At 68.1% G+C, this 21,335-nt stretch carries 23 protein-coding genes; 7 read left to right on the top strand and 16 right to left on the bottom strand.

Features of this window, described 5'->3' with window-relative positions; translation table 11 throughout:
• The first annotated feature begins 131 nt into the window (after window positions 1–131).
• Both A37U_RS0110925 and A37U_RS0110920 read left to right on the top strand, forming a co-directional pair.
• Window positions 132–1,424 carry a dicarboxylate/amino acid:cation symporter gene (locus tag A37U_RS0110925; RefSeq protein ID WP_020496681.1) on the top strand — a complete coding sequence of 431 codons (1,293 nt, stop codon included), beginning with the start codon at window positions 132–134 and terminating at the stop codon, window positions 1,422–1,424.
• 9 nt (window positions 1,425–1,433) lie between these two features.
• Window positions 1,434–2,039, top strand: a complete 606-nt coding sequence (locus A37U_RS0110920; protein WP_020496680.1) for a TetR/AcrR family transcriptional regulator — start codon at window positions 1,434–1,436, stop codon at window positions 2,037–2,039.
• On the opposite strand, the gene A37U_RS0110915 is transcribed toward A37U_RS0110920, so the two are convergent.
• Together A37U_RS0110915 and A37U_RS0110910 are read right to left on the bottom strand one after the other, a co-directional pair.
• Entirely contained in the window at window positions 2,004–3,134 is a 1,131-nt protein-coding gene (locus A37U_RS0110915; RefSeq protein ID WP_020496679.1) for an MAB_1171c family putative transporter, read from the bottom strand. The two genes, A37U_RS0110920 and A37U_RS0110915, sit on opposite strands and share 36 nt — an antisense overlap.
• A gap of 61 nt (window positions 3,135–3,195) precedes the next feature.
• Complete coding sequence (locus A37U_RS0110910) at window positions 3,196–3,873, bottom strand: TetR/AcrR family transcriptional regulator (RefSeq protein ID WP_020496678.1); 678 nt, start codon at window positions 3,871–3,873, stop codon at window positions 3,196–3,198.
• A gap of 162 nt (window positions 3,874–4,035) precedes the next feature.
• On the opposite strand from A37U_RS0110910, the gene A37U_RS0110905 reads away from it, so the two are divergent.
• The 3 genes from A37U_RS0110905 (at window position 4,036) to A37U_RS0110895 (ending at window position 9,084) form a co-directional block, all read left to right on the top strand.
• Window positions 4,036–4,971, top strand: a complete 936-nt coding sequence (locus tag A37U_RS0110905) for an NAD-dependent epimerase/dehydratase family protein (RefSeq protein ID WP_020496677.1) — start codon at window positions 4,036–4,038, stop codon at window positions 4,969–4,971.
• Between the two features lie 10 nt (window positions 4,972–4,981).
• Window positions 4,982–8,374, top strand: coding sequence for an aminotransferase class I/II-fold pyridoxal phosphate-dependent enzyme (locus A37U_RS0110900; RefSeq protein WP_020496676.1), 3,393 nt, complete (start codon window positions 4,982–4,984; stop codon window positions 8,372–8,374).
• 65 nt (window positions 8,375–8,439) lie between these two features.
• Window positions 8,440–9,084 (top strand): dihydrofolate reductase family protein, encoded by a 645-nt coding sequence (locus A37U_RS0110895; protein ID WP_020496675.1) that lies wholly within the window; start codon window positions 8,440–8,442, stop codon window positions 9,082–9,084.
• A 12-nt stretch (window positions 9,085–9,096) separates the two neighbouring features.
• On the opposite strand, the gene A37U_RS0110890 is transcribed toward A37U_RS0110895, so the two are convergent.
• Together A37U_RS0110890 and A37U_RS0110885 are read right to left on the bottom strand one after the other, a co-directional pair.
• The gene (locus A37U_RS0110890) at window positions 9,097–9,624 is read right to left on the bottom strand and encodes an ImmA/IrrE family metallo-endopeptidase (protein ID WP_020496674.1); all 528 of its coding nucleotides are present in this window, start codon (window positions 9,622–9,624) and stop codon (window positions 9,097–9,099) included.
• 4 nt (window positions 9,625–9,628) lie between these two features.
• Entirely contained in the window at window positions 9,629–10,063 is a 435-nt protein-coding gene (locus A37U_RS0110885) for a helix-turn-helix domain-containing protein (protein WP_020496673.1), read from the bottom strand.
• Between the two features lie 259 nt (window positions 10,064–10,322).
• On the opposite strand from A37U_RS0110885, the gene A37U_RS53525 reads away from it, so the two are divergent.
• Window positions 10,323–11,279: a LuxR C-terminal-related transcriptional regulator gene (locus A37U_RS53525; protein WP_020496672.1), complete on the top strand. Its 957-nt coding sequence runs from the start codon at window positions 10,323–10,325 to the stop codon at window positions 11,277–11,279.
• Window positions 11,280–11,339: 60 nt separating this feature from the next.
• Here A37U_RS53525 and A37U_RS0110875 read toward each other — a convergent pair whose 3' ends face one another.
• From A37U_RS0110875 to A37U_RS0110835, 9 genes are all read right to left on the bottom strand, one after another.
• Entirely contained in the window at window positions 11,340–12,035 is a 696-nt protein-coding gene (locus A37U_RS0110875) for a 2-hydroxychromene-2-carboxylate isomerase (RefSeq protein ID WP_020496671.1), read from the bottom strand.
• Window positions 12,036–12,049: 14 nt separating this feature from the next.
• Window positions 12,050–12,484 (bottom strand): 3-hydroxyacyl-ACP dehydratase FabZ family protein, encoded by a 435-nt coding sequence (locus tag A37U_RS0110870; protein ID WP_020496670.1) that lies wholly within the window; start codon window positions 12,482–12,484, stop codon window positions 12,050–12,052.
• Window positions 12,481–12,831, bottom strand: coding sequence for a 3-hydroxyacyl-ACP dehydratase FabZ family protein (locus A37U_RS43140; RefSeq protein ID WP_020496669.1), 351 nt, complete (start codon window positions 12,829–12,831; stop codon window positions 12,481–12,483). Before A37U_RS43140 ends, A37U_RS0110870 begins: the two co-directional genes overlap by 4 nt.
• Window positions 12,831–13,874, bottom strand: a complete 1,044-nt coding sequence (locus A37U_RS0110860) for a beta-ketoacyl synthase N-terminal-like domain-containing protein (protein WP_020496668.1) — start codon at window positions 13,872–13,874, stop codon at window positions 12,831–12,833. The genes A37U_RS43140 and A37U_RS0110860 overlap by 1 nt, the downstream gene beginning before the upstream one ends.
• Complete coding sequence (locus A37U_RS0110855; RefSeq protein ID WP_020496667.1) at window positions 13,871–14,869, bottom strand: hypothetical protein; 999 nt, start codon at window positions 14,867–14,869, stop codon at window positions 13,871–13,873. Before A37U_RS0110855 ends, A37U_RS0110860 begins: the two co-directional genes overlap by 4 nt.
• A complete protein-coding gene (locus A37U_RS0110850) occupies window positions 14,870–15,649 on the bottom strand; it encodes an alpha/beta fold hydrolase (protein WP_020496666.1) in 780 nt (259 codons plus the stop codon).
• Window positions 15,642–16,529 carry a beta-ketoacyl synthase N-terminal-like domain-containing protein gene (locus A37U_RS0110845; RefSeq protein ID WP_020496665.1) on the bottom strand — a complete coding sequence of 296 codons (888 nt, stop codon included), beginning with the start codon at window positions 16,527–16,529 and terminating at the stop codon, window positions 15,642–15,644. Before A37U_RS0110845 ends, A37U_RS0110850 begins: the two co-directional genes overlap by 8 nt.
• Before the next feature lie 97 nt (window positions 16,530–16,626).
• Window positions 16,627–17,751 (bottom strand): beta-ketoacyl synthase N-terminal-like domain-containing protein, encoded by a 1,125-nt coding sequence (locus A37U_RS0110840; RefSeq protein WP_020496664.1) that lies wholly within the window; start codon window positions 17,749–17,751, stop codon window positions 16,627–16,629.
• The gene (locus A37U_RS0110835) at window positions 17,748–18,992 is read right to left on the bottom strand and encodes a beta-ketoacyl-[acyl-carrier-protein] synthase family protein (protein WP_020496663.1); all 1,245 of its coding nucleotides are present in this window, start codon (window positions 18,990–18,992) and stop codon (window positions 17,748–17,750) included. Before A37U_RS0110835 ends, A37U_RS0110840 begins: the two co-directional genes overlap by 4 nt.
• Window positions 18,993–19,149: 157 nt before the next feature.
• On the opposite strand from A37U_RS0110835, the gene A37U_RS0110830 reads away from it, so the two are divergent.
• The gene (locus A37U_RS0110830; protein ID WP_020496662.1) at window positions 19,150–19,398 is read left to right on the top strand and encodes an acyl carrier protein; all 249 of its coding nucleotides are present in this window, start codon (window positions 19,150–19,152) and stop codon (window positions 19,396–19,398) included.
• A gap of 159 nt (window positions 19,399–19,557) precedes the next feature.
• Here A37U_RS0110830 and A37U_RS43135 read toward each other — a convergent pair whose 3' ends face one another.
• From A37U_RS43135 to fabG, 3 genes are read right to left on the bottom strand one after another with little or no spacing between them, the layout of a single operon-like run.
• The gene (locus A37U_RS43135) at window positions 19,558–20,034 is read right to left on the bottom strand and encodes a DUF3995 domain-containing protein (protein ID WP_157182744.1); all 477 of its coding nucleotides are present in this window, start codon (window positions 20,032–20,034) and stop codon (window positions 19,558–19,560) included.
• Window positions 20,035–20,036: 2 nt separating this feature from the next.
• Complete coding sequence (locus tag A37U_RS0110820) at window positions 20,037–20,597, bottom strand: hypothetical protein (RefSeq protein WP_020496660.1); 561 nt, start codon at window positions 20,595–20,597, stop codon at window positions 20,037–20,039.
• Window positions 20,594–21,331, bottom strand: coding sequence for a 3-oxoacyl-[acyl-carrier-protein] reductase (gene fabG / locus A37U_RS0110815; RefSeq protein WP_020496659.1), 738 nt, complete (start codon window positions 21,329–21,331; stop codon window positions 20,594–20,596). The genes A37U_RS0110820 and fabG overlap by 4 nt, the downstream gene beginning before the upstream one ends.
• Window positions 21,332–21,335 lie beyond the last annotated feature (4 nt).

Genomic DNA, 21,335 nt, shown 5'->3' with positions numbered 1-21,335 from the left:
TTTCGGTCGTCGGATCACCAGCACAACTACACCGGTATGGCCCGCCGATGTCCAATGCACATATCCGGCGTGGGCATGCAAGATTCACATGGGGCTGTGCGGCGCTCCCGCTCGCACCTATATTGCTCGCCATGCCGGTGCCACGAGGCCGAACGGACGAGTCCCAGGACCTGCCGAGCCGACGCCGTTTTCCCCCGCTGTGGGCCCAGATCGTCATCGCGCTCGTCCTCGGCGTACTGCTCGGGTTTCTCGCCCCCGGGTTCAGCGAACACATCGAGATCGTCGGCGAGGCCTTCATCCGGCTGATCCAGATGAGCCTGATCCCGCTGATCTTCCCGCTGATCGTGCTGGCCATCGCCCGGATGGATTCGGCGAAGACCCTCGGACGCCTCGCCGGAAAGAGCATCCTCTACTTCGAGGTCGTCACCACGGTGATCGTGGTGTGCACGGTCGGGGTCGCCGCGATCGCCGGGTTCGGCTCGGATGTGCACCTGCCCGCCCGGGATGCCGCGGACACCAAGGGAATCACCAAATCCCTGGACGCCGGACAGTTCATCCTCGACATCATCCCGAAGAACATCTTCTCTGCGCTCAGCGAGGGAAACCTGCTCGCGGTGCTGTTGTTCGCCGCGTTCTTCGGGGTCGCGCTGGCCAGGATCGGCGAGAAAGCGCAGCCGGTGCTGAACGTGCTCGACGGCGTCGCCGAGGCGATGTTCCGGGTCGTCGGCTGGGTCGCCCGGCTGGCCCCGATCGCGGTGATCGCCTATGTCGCCTACAACACGGCGCACTACGGCTGGGATGTGCTGCTCGACCTCGCCCTGTTCGTCGTCGTGTTCTACGCGGCCTGCGTGCTCGTGCTCGGGCTGATCCTTCCGGTCGTGGCACTGGTCTGCCGGGTGCCGTACTTCCGGATGCTCGCCAAGGTCGGCGACCTGGTGCTGCTGTCCTTCGTCACCCGCAGCTCCGAGGTCGTGCTCGCCCCGCTGATAGCACGGCTCGAACGGTTCGGGGTGAGCCGCAGGATCTCCTCGTTCACCATGCCGCTCGGCTACTCCTTCAACGCCGACGGGGCCACCATCTACGAAGGGCTCGCGGTCGTGTTCCTGGCCAACGCCTACGGGATCGAGCTCACCCCGGGCAGACTGATCATGGCGATCCTGGTGCTGATGCTGCTCACCAAGGGCATCGCCGGAATCCCCTCCGCCTCGGTGGTCGTGCTGTTCTCCGCCGCCACGATCATCGGACTGCCCGCCCAGGGAGTGGCGATCCTGCTCGCCGTGGACTTCGTCGTCGACATGGCCCGTACCGCACTCAACGTGACCGGTAACGCACTGGCAGCCACCGTGATCGCCAAGTCCGAGAAGGCGTTCCTCCCGGAAAACACACAGTCCTCTGTCGGACCGATCGGTCCAACATCCTGTTAAGCTCGACCTGTGGCAGGCAAGAAGCAGTTCGATGTGGAACACGCCCTTGACGAGGCGATGCGGGTGTTCTGGGAGCGCGGTTATGCCGACGCCTCCCTCGATGCCCTCGGTTCCGCGACCGGGCTCGGGCGCGGTTCGCTGTATGGCGCATTCGGCGGTAAGGACGCGTTGTTCCGGCAGTGCCTGGATCGCTATTCGGCGATCTACGGGCAGCGGTTCGAGCAGGCGCTGGCGGACCATCCGGACGACCCGGTCCGCGCGGTGGAGGCGTTCTTCGCCGCGATTCTGGACCGCATCACCGATCCCGCGGTCCCGGACGGCTGCCTGGTCGCCCAGTCGGCGGCGCAGTCCCCGATGCTCACCGTGGAAAGTCGGGCTCTGGTGCACGATCTGCTTGCCAGGCAACGGGAACGGGTGCGCGGCGCGCTCACGGGCGCGGTGCGCGACGCTACGGGGCTCGATGAGCTCGTGGGGTTCGTCGTCGGGCTGAACCAGTCGCTCGCGGTGCTCTCCCGTGCCGGAGCGGCCGAGGCGGAATTGCGCTCGATCGCCCGGCTGGGCAGCGCGACCGTGGCCCGGTCAATCATGGACACGGACGCTGGCGAACGCGTGTGAGACCTCTTTGAGCCAGCTGACCTCGGCGGCGAACGTCTTCGCATCCCGCTGTTCGAAACCGCCGCGGCTCGGCGCCGGGATGCTGCGCGGGTCGTCACGCTTGATTTGCAGTGCCTGCTTGATCTTCCTGGCTTCCAGCCGGACCTGATCGGCCGGTGCCTCGGACTCGGTCGCGGAATCCATATAGGGCCGCAGCGCGCGCCAGCCGTCCCGGATCTCGACCACCCTGCGGTAGAGCCGGTAGTGCAGATCCGAGATCGAGGAACTCGGCGGTTCGAGCGCGATCTCCGGCGTTGCCTCGTACAGCGAATGCCACAGAGGGTAGAGCGCGCGATAGGAACGGTAGTCCCGCAACCAGCCGAGCGCGTTCGTGACGTGTCCGCCCCAGGATGGCATCGTCAGTGCGATCGACATCACCACGATGCCCGCCGCGCTGAACAGATTGGGCAGCAGCTCCCAGATCCCGGGCTCGATGTGCAGCACCGGGCTGAGGATGTTCACGGTGCGCGTCACGCAGTACAGCACGAGCAGCACCGCGGCGATCGAAAGCAGCCACAAACCCCTGCGCAGCCAGGGATTCCCGGCCGCGCGCGCATAGGGGATGCACTGGATGGCGATCTTCACGCAGGGCACCAGCTGGGAGGCGATGAACAACAGCAGATAGGTCAGGATGAGCGGATCGGAACTGCCGACCGTGAGATCCGCGCGCGGCAGATACATCGCCCCGCCGACGAAGAACAAGACCACGAGCAGAGTGATGAGCACCAGGCCGGTGTAGAGCCACCCCCGGATGCGCCCGCGCACCTTCTCCAACGGATTCGCCCACAGCAGCAACAGAATCTGCGCGCTGATGCAGAGCGCGACCGCGACGAGGTGCAGCACGAGGATGCCGAGATTGGGCACCCCGAACAGGCTTGCCGAACTCGCCGAGACCACGCCCATCGCGAAGGTCAGGAACTGCCAGGCGAGTGTGACGGTCAGGCTCACATAGACCACATCGCGCCAGTTCCGGTGAATCTGCACGAGCTTGTACAGGAATGCCGCGGACGACGCGATCGCCGAAAGCAGAAAGGCTACCGCCGCGATACCGTTCACCGTTGGCCTGTCCGTTCCTCGTGCTCAGCGTTCTCCCGGTATCCCCCGCGCGGGTAGGGTTTCAGGCCCCTTCCACCGTGAGGCCGAGCCCGCGCACCGCGGCCGCGATCGAGTAGTCGAAGAAGGCGGACTGATCGGTCACGCTGTCGTGCGTGCGGCTGAACAATTCGAAGACCAGCAGCCCGACCAGGTTGCTCCAGAATCCGACGCCGCGTTCGATCAGATCCTCGTAACCCGGATCCGGCTCACCGCCGAAGAGCGCGATCGACTCCTCGGTGACCAGTGAAGGACTGGGGTACGGGCGCGGAATCTGTGCCATCGCACCGCTTTCCATCGCCGAACGCAGGACGCGCGCGATCGCGGCCGGGGTGCGCGATGCGGGGCCGACCGTGTCCTCGGGTGCGTGGTAACCGGGGATCGGGGAACCGTAGATCAGGGTGAACGCGGCGCGATTCGCCAGCGACCATTCGCGAAGCGCCCTGGTGATCGCGAGCATGCGGGCACCGGGCCGCGCCGATGGATCGTCCGCGCGCTCCATCGCCTCCCCCGATGCGTTGTAGGCATCGATGATCAGTGCGGTGAGAAGTTCGTCCACCGAGCCGAAAACACTCCCGACTTCGTCAGACGAACGTCCATCCGCGGCCGCGACGGACTCCACATCCAGTCCGCCCGCCCCCGCGGCTTCGACCAGGCGCAGCGCTGCGGCCTTGATGGACTGTGCGAGATCGTCAGAGGTCATAGCCATCCTTCATCCGAGCCGTTACAGTGAGCGACTGTACACCAAGCAGGCCATCCCGCATCGGTGAAGCGAACGGCTCGAAACACTGTTTTTTCCTTCCGTTCACCAGGCGGCCTTCCGGTGCCGCACGATGGGGGCGAAACAACGACAGTAAGGGGAGATATGAGTCAGCACCTGGTGATCGGTCACGGACCGGCGGGTGCGGCCACCGCGCGGCTACTTGCCGACCAGGGCGAATCGGTCCGGATCGTGGGCAGGTCCGAGCGGGTAGCCGAATCGGGCATCGAATACGTGCGCCTCGATGCCTCGGAGGTCGAGGCACTGAGCGAGGCGGCCAAGGACGCGGATGTCATTTACCACTGTGCGTGTCCGCCGTATCACTTGTGGCAGCGGGATTGGCCGAAACTGGCCACCGCGATGCACGCGGCCGCCGAATCCAGCGGAGCCACCCTTGTCGTATTGAGCAATCTCTATGGATACGGCCCGGTCGATGGATCGATGACCGAGGATCTGCCGCTGTCCGCGAACACCGTCAAGGGACGGGTGCGCGCGCAGGTCTGGGAACGCACCCGGGAACTGCACGAGCAGGGCCGGATCCGCGCGACCGAACTGCGCGCCTCGGACTTCTTCGGGCCCCGGGTCACCGATGGCGGCCACCTCGCCTCCCGCGCGATTCCGCAGCTGCTCGCCGGAAAACCGGTGCGGGTGCTCGGTGATCCGGACAGCCCGCACAGCTGGACCTACCTTCCCGACGTGGCAAAAGCTCTGGTCCAGGCGGGGGCGAGCGAGGACGTGCTCGGCCGCGCCTGGCACGTGCCGACCGTGGCGCCCCGCTCCAGCAGGCAGATGCTCGAATCGCTCGCCACGCTGGCCGGGAAGAGCGGGGTCAAGGTTTCTCCGATCCCGCCGGCGATGCTGCGCGTGCTCGGACTGTTCGTCCCGCTGATGCGGGAACTGCGCGAGATTCAGTACCAGTTCGATCGTCCGTTCACTGTGGACTCGAGCGCGTTCACCGAGAAGTTCGGTGTCTCGGCCACACCACTCGAGGAGCAGCTCGAGTCCACCCTGGAATGGTGGCGGTCAAGGCCGGCTGCATAGGAAGGTCCGCATGACGAACTGGCCTGGGGGCAAGGAAAACGCGGGTGACATCGCCATCGTGGGGATCGGTTGCCGGTTCCCCGGTGCCCGCGATGTCAACGAGTACTGGCGTCTGCTCCGCGCTCCCCGGCCCCAGTTCCGCCGTGTCCCGGATTCCCGATGGCGCCAGGAATCCTTTGTCAGCGACGATTTCCGTGATCACCGCACCAGCTATACCGACCGGATGGCGCTGCTCGGCGACGTCTCGGAGTTCGACGCGGCGCACTACGGCATGCCGCCGCGGCGGGCGCGTTCGCTCGATCCGCAGCACCGCCTGCTCATCGACACCGCGCGCGAAGCGATCCAGGACGCGGGCTGGGAGACCCGGGGGTTCGACCGGGAGCACACCGCATCGATCATGGCGGTGAGCGAGAGCGGGTACCGCGAGATCAGCCTGATGCACGTGCGGGCCCGCCAGCTCGCCGGTGGTGAGTTCGGGAATCCGGTGCCGGGCGCGGAATCCGGGGTGACCGGGGTCGGCGCGCTGCACGGCACGGCACTCGCCGGGCTGTTGATGAACATGGGGCCGAGTTCGGTCAGCTCGGCCTTCGAACTGCACGGGGAGAGCTACTCGCTGGACGCCGCGTGTTCCGGCGGGCTCGCCGCGATCGCCGAGGCGGTGCAATCGCTGCGTTCGGGGCGCTGCCGGATCGCGCTCGCCGGGGCCGCGCAGCTCGTGCTCACCCCGGATCTGCTCGTCGGGCTCTGCCGGGTCGGCGCGATCTCCCGCTCCGGGATGTGCCGCCCGTTCGACGCGCGCGCCGACGGTTTCGTGCTCGGCGAGGGCGCCGGAGTGCTCGCGCTGCGCCCGCTGGCCGATGCCCGCGCCGAAGGTGACCGGGTCTACGCGGTACTGCGCGGGGTCGGTATGGCCAATGACGGCAAGGTCGTCGGCAATATGCTGCCCCAGCACCGCGGTCAGATACTCGCGCTGCGGCGCGCCTATGCGGACGCCGGGGTGGATCCCGGTGCGCTCGGCTATCTCGAGGCGCACGGAACCGCGACCGCGGCCGGGGATCCGGTGGAGATCGGGGCACTGCGCGAACTACGCGGACCGGTCACCCGGCAGACCTATCTCGGGGCCGCGAAGGCGATCCTCGGCCATTCGATCGGCGCTGCCGGGGTCGCCGGGATGATCAAGTGCGCGCTGAGCGTCTACCACGGGGAGATCACCCCGCAGCCGGGATTCGAGCAGGCCGAGGGGCTCGAACTCGGCACCGCCGGATTCCGGGTGGCCACCGAGCCGGTGCCGTGGCCGGAGAACCGGGAGCGGCTCGCCGGGGTCAGCGCCTTCGGCTTCGGCGGAACGAACGTGCACATCGTGCTTTCCGGGGCCGATGAACCGGTGACCGAGACCGCGCCGGCCGAACCGCAGTTGCTGCTCGTCTCCGCCAAGGACCGGGCCGGGCTCGCCAGGCACGCGGCGGAACTGGCCGGGACGCTGCGGGCGGAGCGCCCGGCACTGCGCAGTGTCGCCGCGACACTCGCCTCGCGCACCCCGTTGCCCGAAGCTCTCGCCGTCATCGCGTATTCGAGCGCCGAGGCCGCGGCCACCCTCGAGGAATCCGCCCGGCTGGTGGGCCTCGGCGAGACCGGGGAACTCGGCCCTACCGCGCGCACCGGCAGCACGGAACCGGGAGAGCCCGTGGTGGCAAGGGATCCGGTCAGCGATCGGCCGGACGAACTGCGCCGGCTCGCCGTACTGGCCACCAGTGGAACCGGGCTGCGCCTGGAATTCCCGCGCACTGCGCCGTGCACGCTCCCGCCGAACCCGCTGCTCCCGAAGCGGCACTGGATCCTGGACGAGGTCATCGCGGCCGCGCAACCGGCCCCCAGGACCGCACAACCGGCCCCTACGGCCCCGCAACCGCTCGCGGCCGAGACACCGGAGACCGATCCGCGCACCGTGATCCTCGAGGAGATCGCCCGCACCAGTGCGCTGCCGATCACCGAACTCTCCGGAACCCAACGGCTGGCCAGCAATCTCGGTTTCGATTCGCTGATGCTGCACGAACTGCAGACCAATGTGCGCGATCGACTGCCACTGCTGCCGTTCGCCCTCGCCGAGCACGGCGATCCCACCATCGACAGCCTCATCCCGGACGGCGGCGTCCCGGACGGTGTCGGTGAACGCGAACCGGCACCTGCCGCGCGCTACGATCCGGACACCGCGCGTATCGAAAGCTTCCCCGAGGTCGCGGCCATCGAGCGGCGGCTGAGCGAGATATCCGGCAACGGCATGCCGAACCCGTATTTCCGTACCCACCAAGGGAATCTGCGGGACACCACCGAGATCGACGGGCGCCGGTTCTACTCGTTCAGCAGCTACAACTACCTCGGCTTCTCCGGTGATCCCGAGGTGAACGCCGCGGTCTGCGATGCCGTTTCCCGGTACGGTTCCTCGGTTTCCGGCAGCAGGCTGCTCGCCGGGGAACGCCCGGTGACCAGGGACCTCGAGCGGGAACTCGCCGGTCTGCTCGGCACCCAGGCCTGTCTCACCCTGGTCAGCGGGCACGCCACGAACGTCAGCGCGATCGGTCATCTGTGCGGGAACCGGGATCTGATCCTGCACGATTCCCTTGCCCACGACAGCATTCTGCAGGGCTGCGCGCTCTCCGGGGCGACGCGGCGGCCGTTCGCGCACAACGACATGGAGCAGCTGAGCTATCTGCTGGAGCAGACCCGCGGACGGTTCCGCAGGGTGCTGATCGTGGCCGAGGGCGTCTACAGCATGGACGGGGACCTCGCCCCGCTTCCGGAGCTGATCGAGCTCAAGCGCCGGCACGGCGCCCTGCTGCTCATCGACGAGGCGCACAGCATCGGCACCGTCGGCTATCACGGCGGCGGGATCGGCGAGCACTTCGGCGTGGACCGCACCCAGGTCGACCTGTGGATGGGCACCCTCTCCAAATCGCTGGCCAGTTGCGGCGGCTACCTCGCGGGTTCCGCGCGCACCGTGAACTGGCTCAAGTACACGCTTCCCGGGTTCGTCTACAGCGCGGGAATGACCCCGCCGAACGCCGCGGCCGCGCTCGCCGCGCTGCGCCGGATGCACGCGGAACCCCAGCGGCTGCACCGCTTGCGGGACAACGCCGCGCTGTTCGGCAAGCTCGTCGCAGACGCCGGGATCGCCACCCGGCCAGAGATACCCACCCCGGTGGTCCCGGTCATCCTCGGTGATTCGGCCCTCACACTCCGGCTCGCGCACCGGCTCTACGAACGCGGCATCCTCGCCGATCCGATCCTGCATCCGGCCGTCGAGGAACGGCAGACCCGGCTGCGGTTCTTCATCACCAGCGAGCACACCCAGGAGGAGCTGGAGTACACGGTGGCGGTACTGCGCGAGGAACTGGGCACGAGCTGACGGCGCCGCGATGAGTTTCGCCCACCCGGGAGGTCACACCCTTCGACACGACGAAGGGAACGATCATGGCCGCGCTACTGCGGGTGCAGAATTTCAACGTCTCCAGCGATGGAATCGGGGCCGGTACGGACCAGACCCTGGAACGGCCGTTCGGCCATGCCGAGCCTGAGCGGCTGTTCTCCTGGGCCGGTGCCACGGCGAGCTGGCCGATGCGCACCGACCCCGGAGGCACCCGGGGCCTCGACGATTACTTCACCAGGGACTACGCCCGCGGTATCGGTGCGGAGATCATGGGGCGCAACAAGTTCGGGCCCCAGCGCGGCCCCTGGCCCGATCACGAATGGCGCGGCTGGTGGGGCGAGCGACCGCCGTTCCGCACCCCGGTGTTCGTGCTGACCCACCACGAACGCCCCTCGTTCACGCTCGCCGACACCACCTTCCACTTCGTGGCGGGCGATCCGGTCACGGTGCTGGGCCGGGCGCGGGAAGCGGCCGGGGGCCTGGATGTGCGGCTCGGCGGCGGAGTCAGCACCGTTCGCGAGTTCCTGTACGCCGATCTGGTCGACACCATGCACATCGCGGTCTCCCCGGTACGGCTCGAATCCGGGCTGCGGCTCTGGGAGTCCCCGGAGGAACTGCTCGACCGGTTCCACCTCGAGGTGGTGCCCAGCCCGAGCGGGGTGACCCACCACCTGTTCTGGCGGCGGTGATCCGGATGATCGCTAGACCAGGGTGCGTTCCACGCGGTCGATCGCGCGCTCGCGTTCCGGGCTGCTCGGGTTCGCCCTGGACCGCCCCTTGATGAGTTCCGCGAGCAGATAGGCGGTGATCTCGGCCTCCTGCTCCTGCACATCGTCATAGGTGGCACGACTGAGCATGTCGCGCACGATCTGCGGGTCGATGTTCGGGAACAGTGCCCGCGCACTCTCGTCATCGAGTATCCCGGAACCCCGGTGACAACAGATGACATGCCCCAGCTCGTGCAAGATGATGTGCTCCTGGTGTGCGCTCGTCGTGTTGGCGTCGTAGAAGATGACGTCTTCGTCGCTCGCGGCGACCCACATCCCGCACGGATGCGAGGCGGGCAACGGGAGCGGGACGAGCCGGATGGGCCGCCCGCGCAGCTCGACGAGGTGATCGCACAACGCCCGCACATCCCGGGCCTCGTGCAGGTCGAGTTCGGCGATCCGGCCCGCGCATTCCTCGCGGATCCGCCGTAACTGTTCGTGCCGCTGCTCGGGGTCGGTCATGTCATCACTCCGAATCGGTCACCGGAGGCAGGCCCTGCATCTGCCGATACTGGTCCATGATCGTGGTGATGGCCTCGAGGTTCTCCTCCCGCAGCCCCGCCGCGCGCATGGCCACCGCCCTCACTCCAGACTGCCGCATCGTTTCCACCGCCGCCAGCTCACTGAGCACCGAATCGGCGAGTTCCTCGTCGAAGAAGTAGGCGACGGACACCCCGAAGAACTTCGCGAGCGCGCTCAACAACTCCTGGGACGGGTTGGTCCGCTTTCCCGTGCGGATCTGGGAAAGATATACCGCACCAACCTTAATTTCAGGTGAAATGCGTTTGAGCTCGGCCACGACCTCCGCGTTGGTCCAGCGCTTTCCTCCAGGGCGAGCGGTTCGAAACAGCTGGTCCAGCCTCGTCGCCAACACCGGCCGTTCCTGGTCTTCCTCGGCCACGCCCGCACCTCCCGTCTTCACTCGATCACCGACAGCTAATTCTAAGTATTACAGATTTGCTGGCAGTTGACAAAGTACCCTGGTTCGGTAAGACTCGGCCCCATCGAGGATAGCTGTCAGTTAACTTCATTGCTGAGGGTTAGCGACCGGCGTGGCTGGGCTGGGTGGCTCTAGGGGTGTCACTCAACCCGGCATCTGATCCACCGGCCGCTCCGACCCACAGCACACCGAGGCTGACCATCGCACGAGGGGTACGGACGTGAAGACTGATATCGGACTCACCGGCAATACCGACGTGGTCTATCGAACGATGCTGCGGCACTCCCGCTGGAGCCCCGGGGAACTCTCGGACGCGCTCGGCTGGCCGCTGCCCGAGGTCACCGACCACCTCGGCCAGATGCGCGCGGACGGCCTGGTGACCGCATCGGTGGACAAGGCGGGGGCCTACCGCGCGGTGGAACCGGCACTCGCCCTTCCCACGCTCGTGCTGCGCTGTTTCCGCAAGCTGGACGAGGATGTGATGCGCTCCCGGTTCGGCGGGGTGCAGGGGGTCATCGCGCTGCGCGACCGCTACGCCGAGCAATACCGGCACAACAAGGGACTGCGCGGCTTCGATGAGATGGCGGCCACCGTGGAACGCTACGCGACCGGGGCCGACGAGGAGATCACCTTCCTGGTCCCGCGTTATGTCCCTGGCGCGGTGGAGTTCTCCGCACAGCTCGCCGAATCGGCACTGCGCAGGAATGTCACGCTGCGCTCGATCTGGGCCGCCGAGCTGATGCGGCTCGGTCCCGCGGAGGACCACGCCCGCTGGCTGGACAACCGCTGCGCGGCCCCCCGGTTCGTCGCCAAGGTGCCCGCCTGGGCGGTACTGATCGACAAGCGCGTCGCGGTCACCATCGACAGCGCCGGGGTCGTGGAAGTGCAGTGGGACGAGCGGGCGCTCGGCACCCTCTACACGGCGGCGGAACGGTTGTGGTGCCAGGGCGCGCGGACCCGCGGTGCGGTGCCCACCGCCGGGATGGACGGCGGCACCGACCGCCTGGAAAGCGTGCTCTCGCTGCTCTCCGACGGACTCACCGATGACGCGGTGGCGCGCCGGCTCGGGGTCAGCGTGCGCACGGTACGCAATGACGTCGCCTCCACCATGAAGGTGCTCGAATCCCGCAGCCGGTTCCAGGCCGGTGCCACCGCGGCACGGCTCGGCCTGATCTAGGCGTCATCGCGGATGGGCCGCCCTGCTCCCCTTGGCAGGGCGGCCCTTTCACATCCGTGGTCAGCCACAGCCGCCCGCGTGCCCGCCGTCGAGCGCCAGCTCCTGGCCTGCGGGCGCGGGCACGACCTCCGGTTCCGTCGCGGTATCCGCGGCCACCATGGCAGCGAAGGCGCCGAGCCGTTCCACGCCCCAGAATTTCTCCCTGCCGTAGAGGAAGAACGGCACCCCGAACACACCGTCGCGCTCCCCGGCCGCGAGCAGTTCCACGCCCCGTTCCCGCAGGCGGTCCTCCTGCGCGGCACCGGCGATCGCCGCCGGGTCCAGGCCGAGCTCACCGGCGATCTCGGCGAGCACCTCCGCCGAGCAGATGTCCCGTCCCTGTTCCCACCGCGCGCGGTAGGCCGCATCCACGAATTCCACGCCACTACCCGCTTCCTGAGCCGCGAGGTAGCCCAGATGCGGTAGCTCCCAGCAGGGATTCCGGTCCACCGGCCACGCGATCTCCAGTCCGCGCGCCCGGGCGGTGCGCTTCGCGTCCTGCAGGATGTAGAGATTCTTGGCGCGCGGCATCTCGGTCAGGGCGAGCTGAATGCCTCGTTCCGCGAGCAGTTCACTGGTCCGCGCATCGGGTTCCCAGTAGGGCAGCCATTCCATCCGGTCCAGCAGCCACGGGTACTCGGCGCGCAGTTCCCGGTAGGCGAACCAGGAGTACGGGCTGCGCAGGGAGAAATACCAGCGCACCTTCTTCTTCGGCATGAGGGCTCCTTCAGTCAGTTCAGCTCGGCACCGGGACGGAACGCGAGCACCGCCTGGCCGATCTCGAGCACGGTCTGTCCCGCGCACTCGGTGTGCCCCTCGAAGAGCACGGTCTCCCCGAGGTCTCGGGCGATCCGGACGTGATGTTCGAGGGTTTCGCCCACCGCGACGGGGCGGTGGAAGCGCACCTTGGACATGCCGCCGAACAGCAGCACCGTGCCCGGGCCGAGACGGCCCTGTTCGAGCGCGGCGAGCAGCGCGGCGGACTGTCCCCACGACTCGATGAGCAGCGCTGCCGGATAACCGTTCGCGCAGTCCCACGGTTCGTTCGCGGTGACGGCCTTTTCCGCGCGAAGCCAGGCTCCCGGCACGAGCTCGGGCACCCGGTCCACGAGCTGGATCGGGTGCCGGTGCGGCAGCAGTTCCCGGATCCGCTCGGCCCCGATCACGACACACCCCGGTAGCTCAGCTTCATCTTCGCCGCCTGTTGTTGTCCACTGTGGACTGTCGCGCTCACCTGCTCGCCCTTCCACTGCAGCGTCACGGTCACCGTGTCACCCGGATACACCGCCCCGGTGAACCGGCAACTGTCCACTGCGGACAGTTCGACCGGGCCCGGTGCGGTTTCCCGCACCACCCGGTGCACGCAGTCGAACAGCAGCACCCCGGGCAGGATCGGGAAATCCGGGTAGTGCCCGGCGAACACGGGTTCCTCCGCGCCGATGGCGAAGCTCGCCACGACGCGATCCCCGGTGTGTTCCCGCAGCACCAGCGGGGCCTCCAGCAGCTCGCTCATCACAGCGTCCGCAGCACGGCGCAGCCGACCGCGCCGTCCCGGTCGACGCTGGTGAGCACGGCCAGCTCGCCTATGTCCCTTCCCGGTGTGGCAAGCAGTGCGGCGAGCCCGAAGGCGGCCGAACCCGCCCCCAGGTCCCCGAACCCGGCGAGCGCAGGCACCCGGCCGCGCGCCTGCTCGGTGAACAGTTCGGTGAGCGCGGCCCGTTCGGCCCGGCCGGTGAGTCCGGTAGCACCAGAGGACACCACCGCGGCAATCTCCTCGGGCCGGGTGCCCGCTTCCTCGAGGGCGCCACGCAAGCAGGCGAGCAGCGCGGTGCGCGGATCGCCGTCCAGCACGACCCGGGAGCGCACCGAAAGGATCTCGGCGAGCGCGTTCTCGGCCTCGCGGCACACGGTGAACAGTGCGGCGCCCTCGCCGAGCGGTGCACCGTATTCCGGGGACTGCTCGAGGGACCGCGCATGCCGTTCAAGCCAGGCACGGGCACGGGAGTATTCCTCGGCCGCGCCGCACAGCACGGTATCGGCCCGGCCGGCGGCGAGCAGCCGCACGGCGTACTGCAGTCCCTGCAGCCCCGCGGCGCGCCCACCGGCGACCGTGGTGTTCGGCCCCTTGATGCCGTACCAGATTCCGCACCGGCCCGCGGCGCAGTTCATCACGACATTGGGCATCAGCGCGGGATCCACGTGGAAGGGTTCCGCACCGGTAAGCGAGGAACCGGTGAACTCCATCATGCTCTGCGCGCTTCCGGTGGTGGTGCCGAGCACGATCGCGGTGCGCTCGGCATCCAGTGGCCGCTCGGTGAGTTCGCGCATCGCGGTCACGGTCAGCGCGGTCACCCGGTCCATGGAACGGGTGCCCTTCTTGCCGAGCACCGCGCGCGCGTCGAACTCCGCGAGCACTCCGGCGCGCTCGTCCGGGGAATCCCAGTCAGCGGCGAGCTCGCGCACCGGATCGGTGCCCGCACGCAGGCCCTCGGCGAACGCGGTGCGCCCGATCCCGAACGGGGACACCGCCGACCAGTCCGCGATCACCGCAGTCATCGGTTCACTCCCTCGAACGCGGCCACCGTCTCCTCGTCGAAGGTGACCATCTCCCAGACCCCGGTCTTCCGTTTGGTCATATAGCCGTGGGTGATGTGCCCGGTCGCGACCGGCACGACCGCTCCATCGCGCACCACGTAGCAGTCCATCCGGGAGGTGTAGAGCAGCCCCTTGAACACATCCTCGACGGTGTAGATCGTGTACAGGTCCTCCTCCATGATCACCTCGTCCAGCAGCCGCACATCGGACTTGGTGACCACCGGGATCCAGTGGCGCCCATCGAGCACCCGCTTGATGTCCAGTCCTCGGTCGGCGAGGAAGAGATCCACGACCTCCTCCATCTGCCGCAGGAACCCGGACATCTGCACGCGCTCGCTGAAGTGACAGTAGAAGTACGGGATGCGCCAGCGCCAGCCGAAGGCGTTCTGTCCCTGGGTGAGTTCGGCGAGCACCGGGTCGGTGCTCGTGCCGCGGCCCGCGGAAAGCTCGCTGCGCGGAGCCGGTTCCGTGGCGAGGGGACGCGGCTCGGCGCCGCCGATGCGGTCGGCGACGAACGGGTGCAGTCCGTCCGGAACGGGTGCGGTGGCACCGGAATCCCGTCGCAGCACGGCGGAGACCGTGGATGTCGAGGTGGTCACCTCGGCGCCCTCGCGCTGCACGGTGGCCACCACCTTGAATCGCAGCCCGCCCTTGCGGGTATCGGGGGTCACGGTCAGCTTCGGCACGTCATCGATGTGCAGATGCGCGGGCAGGCGGGTGGCGATCTCGACCACGTCGAGCCCGAGCCCGAAGCGGTCGTACAGCCCGCCCGCGGGCAGCCCGGCCGCGCGGAAGTGTTCCAGCACTGCGGCCTCGACGAGGTAGTTGATCTGTTTGAACCCGAGCGAGGTGCTGATGTTGCAGCCCTCGTACGCGGGCCGCAGCTCCGCCGAACTCTGCTGTTCGAGCAGGGCGCGCACCTTGTCCTCAGAAACCGGCGTGTCCATAGTGGTCATTCAGCTCACTCCACAGGCGACTGTCTGGTATTGGTTCAGGAATTCGCACACCGCGGCGCGGAACTCCCCGGGGAACTCGATCATCGGAAAATGCCCGCTTTCCGCGAGCACCCGCACCGAACCCGAGGGAAGAGCCTCGGCGAGCCGCTGCCCCTCGGCTGCGGGCGCGGTCTCGTCCCGCCCACCGCTGAGCACCCGCACCGGGATCCGGATGGCGGAAGTGCGCAGCCACGGCGTGTTCAGATACATCGTGAAGAACCGGAACCAGGCATACGGCCCGGCCTTCGCGCACACCAGCCTGCCGAGTTCGGCGATCCGATCTTCCGGGATGCGTCCCGCGGCGTGAGTGCGGATGCCCTCGGTGATCGTGTGTTCGAAATTGGCGATCGAGCGCTGCACCGCGGGCCAGGCGAACTCCTCCGGGTCCGCCCGGAAGAACGGCGCCACCAGGACCACTGCCCGGTATCCGGCTTCGGTTGCGCTGAGCAGTTCCAGCACCGCGTTGGCCGACATCGAGTGCGCGACGAGCACATCGGTGCCGCCCGGGACTCGCGCCGCGGCCTCGTCGATCCACTGTGCACAGTCGGACTGCCAACTCCAGGATCGCGATCCGGTGCCCCGCCACGGCAGATCGGCAGCCCATACCTCGACGCCGTCCGGCCAGCCGTCCGTGACAGTCCGCCAGATCGCCGCGCTGTTCGCGAGCCCGTGCAACAGCAGCACCCTGGTGTGCGGGTTCTCGTTGGTGCGAAGGCAATGGAGCTCGACCGGTTCACTCATCGGCGCCACCGATCAACAGGCCCGCGGTGGCGTCCGCGGTTTCCGAACCCGAGATCGCGTGCACGCTGCCCCGCCCGCCGGCGGAGAACCAGCCGATCGAAGCCGCGCACTGCAACACCCCGAGCGCGCCGGAAGACGCGCCGAACCGGGCATCGAGATCGAACGGCGCGCTCTCCCCGCTGCCGAGGCGCAGCGCCGGTTCCGTGCCGAGTTCGCGGGCGCAACCGGCCGGATCGGCGGCGCGCACACAACGGCGCAGCACCGCTTTCCCGGCCACTCCACGGTTCCGGGCCGCGCCCGGTGATTCGAGAAGTACCCCGGCCCCGCCGTCGAGCACCCGGGTATTCCCGGAGAGCTCGCGCACCACCGGATTGTCCGGCTCCACCCCGATCACCAGCATCCGCGCGGCCCGCCCGGCACGCACCAGCGAATCGGCCCAGCGGACCGCGTCGGCGCCGGAGGTGGATCCGTTGCACAGCATCAGGTTCGGTCCGCGCAGGCGAAACCGGATGGCGATCTCCGAGGCGATCACATTGGAGGAGGCGTTCGCCGTGTCCATCGGGCTCACCCCGCGGGTGGTCTCCTCGGCGATCGTGTTCGCCACCCGGCACACGGTGTCCACATTGCCGAAGTTGGAGCTGACCAGCACACCCATTCTCGGGTCGGTGCAGCGTCCCTCGCCGTCGAGCAGGTTCGCCTCGGTCAGCACGAGTTTCGCGGCAACCAGGCCGAGCTGGGTGGCCCTGTCCTTGTAGCGCAGGCCTTTCTTGCCGAGTACCGCGGCCGGATCGACCGGTTCGGTATCCCGTGGTGCGCTCAGCAGTCCGGCGCAGTCGGCGATCCCGGGCAGGACCGGCTGGGCCGCGGTGAGCAGACTCATGACACCTCCAGTGATTTGCGGGCTCTCTCTTGTGGGACACCCACACCCGAGCAACGCACCCGGTCGGCTTTCACGAACAGGGCTTCGCGATCGTCGTTCATGACACCTCCAGCATCGCCACCGCGTTCACGCCGCCGAACCCGAATCCGTGCACCTGCGCGACGGTCGGGTTCTCCTGCTGCGCGGTGCCGAGCACGACCCGCATTCCCTCGGTCTCCTCGATCCGCTCGGCGACGCCGGTGATCGGCGGGACGAGCCCGGTCTCCAGCGAGCGCACCGCGGTCACCAGGCTCAGCGCGCCTGCCGATCCCGAAGTGTGCCCGGTCATCGACTTGATCCCGGTCAGCAGCGGGGTTTCCAGCGCCTCACCGAACACCTCGCGCACCGCACCCGCCTCGACCTCGTCGTTGAGCGGGGTTCCGGTGCCGTGCAACAACACGAGGTCCACATCGGAGGGTTTGATCCCGGCGCGTTCGTGCGCGGAGCGGATGCTCGCGCTCACCCCGGCCGGATCGGGCGCGGTGGCGTGGTAGGCATCGCAGTTGATCCCGACCGAACGCAGCCGGGCCCGTCCCGGATTCTCCGGCGCGCGCAGCACGATCGCGCCCGCGCCCTCACCGAGGATCGTGCCCTTGCGGTGCACATCGAGCGGGCGTACCCGGTCCGGTGGCACCGGCTGGAACCGGTCGGAGAGGCCGAACATGCTCTCGGTGACCACATCCACCCCGGCCACGACCACGGTGTCGTGTTCCCCGGCCGCGATCAGATCGGCGCCGAGCGCGAGCGCGTACAGCGAGGCGGAGCAGGCACCGGCGAAGGTGTGCGTATCGGCGGCTCCGAACTCGCGCCGCAGCTCGGAGCCGAAATGCAGGTCACCGGCCTCGAACGGGGCACCATCGCGCCACCACAGCTCCACCGAGCGCAGCTCGCGCAGCCCGGTACCGATCAGCACCGGGTTCCCGTCCAGGTCCGGGCCGAGCCCCGCATCGGCGAGCGCCTCCCGGATCGCGGTACCGAGCAGGGCGGTGGCGCGCTTCGGCACGTCCACACCCTCCGCGGGCCGATTGTCCACTTCGAACAATTGGCGGGCGTTGTATTTGGCGTGGTCGAATCCGCGCATCGGCGCCAGGCCGCTGCGGCCCGCGCACAGGTTGTCGAACAGTTCGCCGACGTTCCCGCCGATGCTGGCGATCGCGCCGAGCCCGGTGATGGCCGCGGTCATCGTCCCTCCCCCGTGTAGCTGCCGAGCACCACGACGGCGTTGTTCCCACCGAAGGCGAGCCCGTTGTTCTGCACGATCCGCAGCCGCGCGGGCACGGATTCATTGGGCACACAGTCGATCTCGCATTCCGGATCGGTGCGCACATGGTTGATCGTCGGCGGGATGAAGCCTTCGGTGATAGCCAGCGAGCAGGCGATCGCGGCCAATGCGCTCGCCGCCCCCATGGTGTGCCCGAGCATCGACTTCAGCGAAACGGTGCGCGGCGGCTGCTCCCCGTACACCGCACGGATCGCCCTGCTCTCGGTGATGTCATTGGCCTTGGTTCCGGTGCCGTGCGCGGAGATCAGGTCGACCTCGTCGGGTTTGACGCCCGCGTTCTCCAGCGCGAGCCGCATGCAGCGGCCGACGCTCTCCTCGTCCGGAGCCACCTGGTGGTAGGCATCGCAGTTGAGCCCGTAGCCGAGGATCTCCGCGTAGATGCGCGCTCCCCTGGCGAGTGCGGACTCCAGGCTTTCCAGCACGAGCACCCCGGCGCCCTCTCCGGTGAGGATGCCCTTGCGCTCGGCGTCGAAGGGCTGGCAGCACTCGGGGGCGATCGTGCCGAGCCGGTAGAACCCGGCGAAGGTCTTGCGGCACATGGCGTCCGCGCCACCGCACAGCGCGTAGTCCACCTCGCCGGAGCGCACCGCGTCGAATCCGTAACCGATGGTGTAGTTGCCCGCAGAGCAGGCCGTGGCCAGCGTCACCGGCTCCACATCGGAGAGCCCCAGTTCCTGAGCAATGGCAAGGGAAAGCCGGGCGGGCGAGACACGCGCGGCTAGTTCGGGATCCATCGCCCCCGGGCCGTCTTCGAGCTCGCTCTCGATGAGCCGGTCCAGTTCGGCCGAGGCACCGTCGGTGGTGCCGATGGAGATCATCCCGTGCCGCGCGTCGAGCGTTTCCGGCTCCGGGCCCGCGTCCTGCACGGCCATCCGGGCGGCGCTGACCGCGAGCGCGGTGGCGCGGCCGAGATTCTCGGTGTCCAGGTTGTGGATGGAGGTATCCGGATCGAAACCGGTGACCTCGCAGCCGGTGGAGTGGGCGAACCCGCTCGCGTCGAACACCGAGATCGGCTTCGCCCCACTACGGCCCGTGCGCAGCCCCTCGGTGAACTGAGCCACACCGATCCCGATGCTGGAGAGCGCGCCGAGCCCGGTGAGCACGACCCGGTGCTGCGGTCGCGTTGCGGAGTTCGAGGACATGCCAAACACCTTTCGTCTCGGTACCCCGAGAATCGCACGGATTTCCGGGCCCGTGGAATTGCGTTGCATGAACCTGCGAGCGACCTTGGCAATCGGGCCGGTGACAAAAACAATGGACTCAAATACGACAAAGCCAACGAATCAAGGGAGCGCGAATATGACTACCTCCGTAGGCGAGCGATACGCCAAAATCCAGGAGATCGTGTGCGAGATCCTGGAGATCGAGGAGGACGAGGTCACCGAGACGAGCCTGTTCATCGAGGACCACGACGCCGATTCGCTGCGCGCCATCGAGATCCTCGCCTCGCTGGAGAAGAAATTCGGCATCACCATCGACCAGGCGGAGCTGCCGAAGATGGTCAACCTCAGCGCCGTGAACGAGGTCGTCGACCAGGCTGTCGCCTGACCCCTGCGGCCGCGAGAAAGCCCCGGAACCACCCGGTTCCGGGGCTTTCCGTTGTGTCCGAGCCAACCGTACAAATCGGGATTTTCAGCGGTGCAGCCGCTTCACCACCCACGCAACCCGCACCCAAGCTCCCTCACAAAACGAGCCCGGAGAACAAATTCAGCGGCGGTGCATGCGGAGCATGGCCAGGCCGAGGGCAATACCCCAGACGAGGAACCACGGGTCCCAGAGGTAGAGGTGCCAGCGGAAAGCCAGCGTTTCGGTTCCGGCGGCCCCGCCGATCGCGAGCACCGCCTCGGAGATGGTCAGGAATCCGCCGTAGAGCACCAGAACGGCCGTGCCCAGCCAGCCGAGCACGAGCAGCAGTTTCCTGGGGAACACCCGTCCCCAGGGTTGCACGAGGGCGAGCGCGAAGACGGCGCCGACCAGTTTGATCACCGTCACCAGCACCATCACCGCGGTCATCCCGGCATTCCCGGTGCGCACGGCTTCTTCGATCACGCCGCCCACGGTGTCCAGGCCCAGTTCCCCGCCGACCGTCCAGTACAGGCTCACCAGCGCGAAGAGCAGGCCCACCACGAACGCGGCGATCGCCGGCCAGCCACGTGAATAGCCGGTGCGCACCTGCTCGGTCATCATCACTCCTGTCCTCCGTTCGCGAGTGCCCTGGCCAGCGCCGCGAGTATCTCTCTGCGGATCAGCGCGCTGCCCTTGCCCACGATCCGCCAGTACACCGAGAAGATACGTCGGGTGCGCGGATCGGTACTGCGCACCCTCGTCTCGGTGCGTACCAGGGTGGTATCAGCCTGGGCGGTGAACGCGAAATTCATCGCCACCTTGCTCCAGCCGGGCGTGTCGAAGGCGGCGAATCCGGCCACATCGGACGGTGGCTCGCGGGGCCGTTCCGGGTGCAGCGCCGCGTACCGCGCGATATCGCCGAGCAGCAGTTCCCGCCCGGGTCGTTCGGCGATCCGGCGCGGGGCGATCGCGTCGAGCGCCCGCATCCGGCCCGCCTCGCCGAGACCGATGAACCAGTTCGACGGTCCGCCGCGCAGCCGCAGCAGCGCGGCGGTGACCGGGAGATCCGCGATGCGCAGTCGTTCGAGCGCGGCGAAGGCGGCTTCCGGGCTCGCGGGCACCCGCTTGCTGTGCCGCTCGACCGCGTCGTACCGCGGCAGTGCCTCGTCGATCAGACTCACAGGGTCATTCCGCCGTCGATGCCGAACACCTGGCCGGTGATGTAGGCGGCCCGTTCGCTGGTCAGGAAGGCGACCAGGTCGGCGACCTCCTCCGGGGTGCCGAACCGGCGCAGCGGAACCGAGGCGAGCGACTGCTCGCGCACCGCAGCGGAGAGCGAGGAGGTCATATCGGTCTCGATGAATCCCGGAGAGACCACGTTGACCCGGATGCCGTACGGGGCGACTTCCTTGGCCAGCGCCTTGCTCATCCCGTTGATCCCGGCCTTCGCCGCGGAATAGTTCGTCTGGGTCGCGTTTCCATATGTTCCGGCGATCGACGACAGATTCACGATCGAACCCGTTTTCTGCTTCATGAATCCGAATACCATTCGGTGGCAGAAATGGAAATAACCGCTCAGGTTCGTGTCGATCACCTCATTCCATTCCTCGATCCCCATCCGCACCATCGGGTTGTCCCGCACCACTCCGGCGGAGTTCACCAGCGTGTCGAACGGGCCGACCTCGGCCTCGGCGGATTTCAGGAAGGCGGCGACCGACTCCGGGTCCGCGACATCGCAGGGCGCGTGGTAGACGCCGACACCGTACTGGGCGAGGCGTTCCGCGGTCTCGTGTGCCGCATCGGATTCGGTGCGGTAGCAGTAGGCGATGTCGAAGCCGTCCGCGGCGAGGCGTTCGGCGACGGCGCGCCCGATTCCCCGCGAGCCGCCGGTGATCACAGCATTCTGGTTCGCCATCTGC

The sequence above is a fragment of the Sciscionella marina DSM 45152 genome, assembly GCF_000379465.1.
GTDB lineage: Bacteria > Actinomycetota > Actinomycetes > Mycobacteriales > Pseudonocardiaceae > Sciscionella > Sciscionella marina.
The sequence above is the reverse complement of the archived record's forward strand: the minus strand, read 5'-3'. Positions and strand labels throughout refer to the sequence as shown.

Excerpts from the sequence above, each read along its gene's own strand:
- A37U_RS0110905 (WP_020496677.1), top strand. The coding sequence starts at position 4,036 with ATGAGTCAGCACCTGGTGATCGGTCACGGACCGGCGGGTGCGGCCACC.
- A37U_RS0110890 (WP_020496674.1), bottom strand. The coding sequence starts at position 9,624 with ATGACCGACCCCGAGCAGCGGCACGAACAGTTACGGCGGATCCGCGAG.
- A37U_RS0110925 (WP_020496681.1), top strand. The coding sequence starts at position 132 with ATGCCGGTGCCACGAGGCCGAACGGACGAGTCCCAGGACCTGCCGAGC.
- A37U_RS0110840 (WP_020496664.1), bottom strand. The coding sequence starts at position 17,751 with ATGACCGCGGCCATCACCGGGCTCGGCGCGATCGCCAGCATCGGCGGG.
- fabG (WP_020496659.1), bottom strand. The coding sequence starts at position 21,331 with ATGGCGAACCAGAATGCTGTGATCACCGGCGGCTCGCGGGGAATCGGG.
- A37U_RS0110830 (WP_020496662.1), top strand. The coding sequence starts at position 19,150 with ATGACTACCTCCGTAGGCGAGCGATACGCCAAAATCCAGGAGATCGTG.
- A37U_RS0110900 (WP_020496676.1), top strand. The coding sequence starts at position 4,982 with ATGACGAACTGGCCTGGGGGCAAGGAAAACGCGGGTGACATCGCCATC.
- A37U_RS43135 (WP_157182744.1), bottom strand. The coding sequence starts at position 20,034 with ATGACCGAGCAGGTGCGCACCGGCTATTCACGTGGCTGGCCGGCGATC.
- A37U_RS0110845 (WP_020496665.1), bottom strand. The coding sequence starts at position 16,529 with ATGAGTCTGCTCACCGCGGCCCAGCCGGTCCTGCCCGGGATCGCCGAC.
- A37U_RS0110875 (WP_020496671.1), bottom strand. The coding sequence starts at position 12,035 with ATGCCGAAGAAGAAGGTGCGCTGGTATTTCTCCCTGCGCAGCCCGTAC.
- A37U_RS0110855 (WP_020496667.1), bottom strand. The coding sequence starts at position 14,869 with ATGACCACTATGGACACGCCGGTTTCTGAGGACAAGGTGCGCGCCCTG.
- A37U_RS43140 (WP_020496669.1), bottom strand. The coding sequence starts at position 12,831 with ATGAGCGAGCTGCTGGAGGCCCCGCTGGTGCTGCGGGAACACACCGGG.
- A37U_RS0110850 (WP_020496666.1), bottom strand. The coding sequence starts at position 15,649 with ATGAGTGAACCGGTCGAGCTCCATTGCCTTCGCACCAACGAGAACCCG.
- A37U_RS0110860 (WP_020496668.1), bottom strand. The coding sequence starts at position 13,874 with ATGACTGCGGTGATCGCGGACTGGTCGGCGGTGTCCCCGTTCGGGATC.
- A37U_RS0110835 (WP_020496663.1), bottom strand. The coding sequence starts at position 18,992 with ATGTCCTCGAACTCCGCAACGCGACCGCAGCACCGGGTCGTGCTCACC.
- A37U_RS0110895 (WP_020496675.1), top strand. The coding sequence starts at position 8,440 with ATGGCCGCGCTACTGCGGGTGCAGAATTTCAACGTCTCCAGCGATGGA.
- A37U_RS0110910 (WP_020496678.1), bottom strand. The coding sequence starts at position 3,873 with ATGACCTCTGACGATCTCGCACAGTCCATCAAGGCCGCAGCGCTGCGC.